The organism is Candidatus Cryosericum odellii, assembly GCF_003570935.1.
Lineage (GTDB): Bacteria > Caldisericota > Caldisericia > Cryosericales > Cryosericaceae > Cryosericum > Cryosericum odellii.
Genome location: NZ_QXIU01000231.1, coordinates 1 through 6,240, shown reverse-complemented (window position 1 = coordinate 6,240; position 6,240 = coordinate 1). Strand labels below are relative to the sequence as shown.

Annotated in this window: 4 protein-coding genes and 2 pseudogenes; all 6 read left to right on the top strand. The window is 59.4% G+C overall.

Going from position 1 to position 6,240, the window contains the following annotated elements; genetic code table 11:
* Positions 1 to 393 (top strand): annotated as a pseudogene (locus SMC5_RS09565) (hydroxylamine reductase); the annotation flags it as partial.
* A 199-nt stretch (positions 394 to 592) separates the two neighbouring features.
* The gene (locus tag SMC5_RS09560; protein ID WP_165846299.1) at positions 593 to 1,348 is read left to right on the top strand and encodes a FadR/GntR family transcriptional regulator; all 756 of its coding nucleotides are present in this window, start codon (positions 593 to 595) and stop codon (positions 1,346 to 1,348) included.
* On the top strand, positions 1,335 to 3,854 hold the full coding sequence (locus tag SMC5_RS09555) for a pyruvate formate lyase family protein (protein WP_165846300.1): 2,520 nt from the start codon (positions 1,335 to 1,337) through the stop codon (positions 3,852 to 3,854). Before SMC5_RS09560 ends, SMC5_RS09555 begins: the two co-directional genes overlap by 14 nt.
* Positions 3,855 to 3,863: 9 nt before the next feature.
* Entirely contained in the window at positions 3,864 to 4,886 is a 1,023-nt protein-coding gene (locus SMC5_RS09550; RefSeq protein ID WP_165846301.1) for a glycyl-radical enzyme activating protein, read from the top strand.
* A gap of 13 nt (positions 4,887 to 4,899) precedes the next feature.
* Positions 4,900 to 5,742 carry a pyridoxamine 5'-phosphate oxidase family protein gene (locus SMC5_RS09545; RefSeq protein WP_165846302.1) on the top strand — a complete coding sequence of 281 codons (843 nt, stop codon included), beginning with the start codon at positions 4,900 to 4,902 and terminating at the stop codon, positions 5,740 to 5,742.
* Between the two features lie 112 nt (positions 5,743 to 5,854).
* Positions 5,855 to 6,240: pseudogene (locus SMC5_RS09540) on the top strand (hypothetical protein); the annotation flags it as partial.

Here is a 6,240-nt window from a genome sequence, read left to right as displayed (position 1 = left end):
CTGCCAAAGGATACGGTCATACTGACAGCGGGCTGTGCAAAATACCGTTACAACAAGCTCAATCTGGGAAATATTGGTGGCATTCCAAGGGTATTGGATGCAGGACAGTGCAATGACTCTTATTCGTTGGCTGTCATAGCCCTGAAGCTCAAAGAGGTATTTGAACTCAATGACATCAACGATCTTCCGATCATCTACAATATTGCCTGGTATGAGCAGAAAGCGGTTATCGTTTTACTGGCTCTGTTATACCTGGGTGTAAAAGACATCCATTTAGGGCCCACGTTGCCGGCATTTTTGTCTCCAAATGTTGCAAAGGTTCTCGTGGAGACATTTGGAATCGCCGGTATTGGCACAGTTGATGACGATATAGCAATGTTTATGGGCGAATAAGTTAGAAACAGCAAAGCGGCCCCCGGCGGTCAGTCATGCTCATACCGCCGGGGACTCTGTCCTTCCTCCCTTCAAATATGCCTCTGTCTTGACAATTTGTGGCTCTCGCCTATCGTGAAGACATCAGGTGGTATGACCACCAGCTGCGACATGCTCAAACGGAGTCGGTTCAAGAGACATGTCTGGCGAAAGGGAATGGATGGAGACTGAACTGGAACCATCAGGCACAGCGTCACTCAAGAGGGAGTTCATCGGGCGCTTCGAAGGGCTGATTCTCTCGGGACAACTTGCCATCGGCCAGCGTCTGCCGCCGGAACGGGAGATCGCCAGGCAATTGGGTGTCAGTCGCCCGGTCGTCCACGAGGGGCTCCTTGAGCTTGCGGTACGCGGGCTCGTCACGATCAGGCCCCGTCATGGAGCCATTGTCAGCGACTACAGGACGCAAGGGTCCGTCACGATGCTCGCATCCCTTCTCGCCTATCAGCAGGGAGAACTCGACCCGTCACTGGTCGCCGGGCTCATCGACATGCGCCTGCTGTTCGAGACTGAGACCACGCGGAGCGCCGTCAAGAACCGCACGGATGAGCAGCTGGTTCAGCTGAACCTTCTCATCGAACGGGAGAAGGCGGCGCCTGGGGATAATGTTGCAGAGGTCACCGCGTTGGATTTCCAGTTTCACCACCTCGTCGCGGTCGCGTCGGGAAACCCTGTCTACGCCATGCTCGTGAAGTCGTTTGAACCCGCGTACACCAACCTGTCCAGCCGGTTCTTCGCTGTCCCCGGGATGGCGAGAGGGGTTTTTGAAGGACACGAGACACTTGTCAGACTGATCGAACAGCGCGACGCAGAGGGCGCTGTCATCGTCATGAAATCCTTGCTCGAACAGGGCGCTGACGTCCTGCTCGGACTACAGCATGCGGCAAACGCCGGGAGGAGAACCAATGGCACAGACTGAACAGATGGTCGCGTCATTCCATATCAAGGAACCGAAGGGACTCTCGTCACGCATCCAGTGGCTGAGGGACTACTTCTTCAAGGGCGTCTCCCGCCCGTGGAACAACGAATACACGTGCTGGAGCACCGGGACTCCATGGGATATTCAATACGACGAGATCACCTACTACATCGTGCCGGAGACCTATGCGTTCCTCCAGACCTTCCGTGGTTCTATTCGCCAGGCTTCCCGCCCCGTTCCACTCGAGGAGAAGTTCTGGACCTGGTCCCTGCCGGAGAGACGCGCATGGTTCAACCGCGAAGTCATGGTGAACCACGTGCCCCACGAGATCCTGCCCGGAGACCTGCTGGCGGGCGCACGCTTCAACGTGCAGACCAGCCGCTGCTGGTCCGAGAAGGAACTCAAGGAGCGCGACGCTCTGGTCTACGGACCCACCGGCGCCAGAGCCTCCATGAAGTGGTTTCACGATCATGGGTACGGCAATGCCGGCGCGACATCGGGGCACATCATTCCTGACTATGAAACCATCCTCAGGATCGGCTGGGAAGGGATCCATGGCAAGCTGGAACAGGCATATGCAGCCCTCGGCGACGAAGACAAGAAGGGACCGAAGGGAGCAGAGCTTCGGGCGATGATCACGGCGAGCACGATGGCCCGCGACGTGGCCGCAAAGTATCGTGAGGAGTTGCTCCATCTGGCAGCAACCGAACAGAACGACGTTCGCAAGGCAGAGCTCCTGGCAATGGCCGGGAACCTGGAGCGCGTCCCCTGGAAGCCGGCACACACTTTCTGGGAGGCGGTCCAGTCGCTGTGGCTGACGCACATGCTGGTCATGAGTGATGAGAACTACCCGGGACCGGGAGTGTCGTTCGGCCTCCTGGATCGCATGCTGCTTCCCTACTGGGAGGAATCCCTGCGAGAGGGCATGGACCGCGAGTGGGGCAAGGAGATCCTCAAGTGTTTCTGGATCCACTGCAACTTCGCGTATGATGCGCAGATGCGCGTCGGTGCCAACCAGGGCATCACGGCCGGCTTTGGACAGTTGTTCAATCTCTCTGGCATAGGACCGGACGGCAAGGATGCGACAAGCGACCTCACCTACGCGTTGCTGGAAGTGCTTGACGATATGAGCCCCATCCTGGAACCAAAGCCAAATGTTCGCTTACACCGAGGCACGCCGGAAAAGCTGCTGGACAAAGTTGTGGACATGATTGCCGGCAGCCAGGGCGCCCCATTCCTGCTTAATTTCGACGAGCGTTCCATGGCCGGCATGATGCGCGAAGCGAAGTCCGAGCATGTCGAGAAGTTGATCGACAAGGACAACGTCAACAGTTACGCCTCGGTCGGCTGCCTCGAAAACACGATGGTCGGCAACGACCGCAGTGGCACAGTGGACTGCAATCTCAATCTGCTCAAGGCCGTAGAGCTGACTCTTACGGGAGGAAAGGACCTGCTGGCCACGACGGACGGGATGACGGGCAAGGTGCTCCAACCGCAGCAGGATAGTGTCGCGACGGGCAACGCTGTCGGGTTCCATTCGTGGGACGAATTCTGGCAGGCGTATGTCACACAGACGAAGACCATCGTCAAACGCATCACCGAGCTGTACGAGAAGTCCGAGAGTATCCGCGCACGGTACTCACCGACGCCGTACCTGTCCTGCCTTGTCCGGGGCTGCATGGAGAAGGGCCTGGACGTCACCCAGGGCGGAGCCGAACTGAGCTTCGTCACAGTGGAGGGCGTCACGTTTGCTACGACCGTGGACTCACTGCTGGCCATCAAAGACCTTGTTTTCGACGCCAAAGCGGTCACGATGGAAGAGCTTGTCACGGCCCTGAGGGACAACTGGAAGGGACACGAGGTCCTGCAGGCGCGGGCGAAGAACAAGACGCCCAAGTATGGTCGGGACGACGAGACGGCCGACGCCATGGCACGCGCCGTCATGGAACTCTGGTCATCCGAGACGTGGAACTATCGCACCACCAGCACAAGTCGACAGTACCGGCCCGGCATGCTCAGCTGGAATTACTGGGTTGGTGACGGCTATGTCATGGCGGCCAGTGCCGACGGTCGTCCCCAGGGACAATTCCTGAGCAACGCCATCTGCCCCAGCAACGGTGCAGACGTCAAAGGACCAACGGCTAGTGCCAACTCGGTTGGGACTGCACTGGGAGGCAGGGCGCCGGACGGGAATGGAGATTTCGGGGAGTACCTCAACTGCCTGCCCAACGGCGCAAGTCATACCATCACGTTCAGTCCATCGATCCTGCGCGACCCCGAACACCGTACCAAGTTCAAGGCATTCCTGCGCGGGTACATCGAAAATGGCGGCACAGCCCTGCAGATCAACATGGTGGACTCCGACATGCTGCGCGATGCTCAGGCGCATCCGGGCAACTACCGCAACCTGCTGGTGCGCGTGACCGGCTACAACGCGTACTTCGCGAGCATCGGGCGCGAACTGCAGAACGAGATCATCACGCGTGAAAGCCACAATACGTATTAGGTCCCGCTGGTGAACAGGACAGAAGAGACCGGGGTCGTCCTCGAACTCCAGCGGCTGTCGACCGAGGACGGCCCGGGCGTACGGACGACCGTATTTCTCAAGGGATGCACGCTGGCTTGTGCCTGGTGCCACAACCCGGAGAGCATCGACCCGAGACCGCAGGTGCAATGGATGGGCAATCGTTGCATCGGCTGTCGCACCTGTGTTACGGCGTGTCCACAGCATGCGCTCCTGCTGGCGGGTACGGGCATGCAGCTTGACAGGAGCCTCTGTACCGGCTGTGGGGCCTGCGTCACAGCCTGTCCGTCGGGGGCTATGGACCTGCTGGGCGCCAGATGGACAATGCAAGCACTGCTGGCTGAGGCCATCAAGGACCGCGCCTACTTCGGCCCTGATGGTGGGGTCACTGTTTCAGGGGGCGAACCAACGCTTCAGGGGGAGTTCTGTCGATCGTTTCTGGTGTCAGCACATGCAGCCGGGCTGCACACGGCCATCGATACCTGCGGCATGGCAGCGACAGACCGTTTCCTGGCCGTCGCTCGGGAGGCCGATCTTGTCCTCTACGATCTCAAGGAGGCTGATGTTACGCGCCACAAGGCGTTCACCGGGCAGGACAACACCGTCATCCTGGCAAACGTGCTCGCGCTTGCCGATATGATGCGGCACGAGGGGCGGCCTCGAACACTGTGGATCCGGACACCGCTCATCCCCGGTGCCACCGCTGCCGACCTCAACATCCGAGTCCTCGGAGGATTCATCGCGGAAAACCTTGCGGACGTGGTGTCCCGCTGGGACCTCTGCGCGTTCAACAACCTGGCCCGAGACAAGTATGCGCGCCTCGGGCGCGACTGGCTGTACGCCGGGACGCCGCTGATGTCCACGGAAGAGGTCCAGCACCTCGTAGGTGTGGCTCGCTCGTCCGGTGTCGATCCGGGCATTGTTCAGTGGAGCGGGCGCACAAAACTGGATGACCCGCTTGTCGTCGAAAACCATTCTGCCGATCCGGGACCGTCGGGCCTCGGCGGCTGCTAGTATGGAGGGTGTAATGAACGAACTGATAACTATCAACAGTGCGACGGCGACCGCCATAGCTGCCGACATGAAAGTGGCTCTGCTGGCCACCGTGGATGCCCACAATCTGCCACACGTCACGCTGATCACGACGATTCAGTCGCGTGACCCGCACACGATCATTTGGGGCCAGTTCACGGAGGGGTACAGCAAACAAAATGTCCATACTAACCCCAAGACGGCGTTTCTCGTGATGTCGCTGGCAAGGAAGGTTTGGCGAGGACGTGCGCTCTGGAAGGAAGAGCGCAAGGAAGGACCGGAGTACGAGATGTACAACAACAAACCCATGTGGCGCTACAACACGTACTTCGGCATCCACACGGTCCATTATATGGAACTCGTAGGCATCACCGATGGGCTCCCCCTCCCTATGGGCAAAGTCATCCAGGGTGGACTGGCAACACGGCTGGCGCGTGGCGGGCTCGCGACGGGTAACCCGGACCGCATTCTGTCGCCGTGGGCTGAAGGGATGCTGGCCAAACTGGATTCGCTCAAGTTCGTCAGCTATGTGGGTGAAGACGGTTATCCGGTCATCATTCCCTGCATCCAGGCCCAGGCAGCTGACAGCAGACGGATCGCAATCTCAGGACTCCCCTACGGGGACGAACTCCGAGCTATTCCAGACGGCACGCAGGTCGCGCTGTTCGGGATGACCCTCGACATGGAGGACGTCCTGCTGCGTGGGAACTGGACTGGCTTCCGACGCCATGGCCTCGCCGAACTGGCATCCATCGACATCGACTGGGTGTACAACAGTATGCCGCCGGTCATGGGACAGGTTTACCCCCCGCTGCCCTTGGAGGCCGTGACCTTCTGACAAGAAACACTTTTCCTTGTCTCTATATCCGGGCGCGCCGTCGTTGGTTCGCTGCCCGAAACAATGGTACAATAGAAAAGAATCATAGATCTGAGTCATCGGAGGTACCGCTATGGCAGTCTACATTGGGACCGTTCCACCTGTCGGGTGGGAACAGGTATGGGACAAGGCAGCACAGCGTGCGGGCTACACGGGTCCGCGCCCACAGGTCATCACGGACGCCACTGAGCTGGTAGCACACGGGAGCGACATCGGCGTATTGGTCACCAAGTCCGTGACGCCGGAACTGCTGGCAGCTGCGCCTCATCTCAGGTTGGTCCAGATACCGTTCGCCGGGGTCGACAGCTTCGATCTGGCAACACTCAAGCGTGCCGGAGTGCCGCTTGCGAACTCGCACGGCAACCGTGAGGTTACCGCCGAACATGCCATTGCCCTGATGTTCGCGCTGGCACGCCGCATCATTCCCTATGACCGCGACCTCAGGCAGGGCATCTGGCA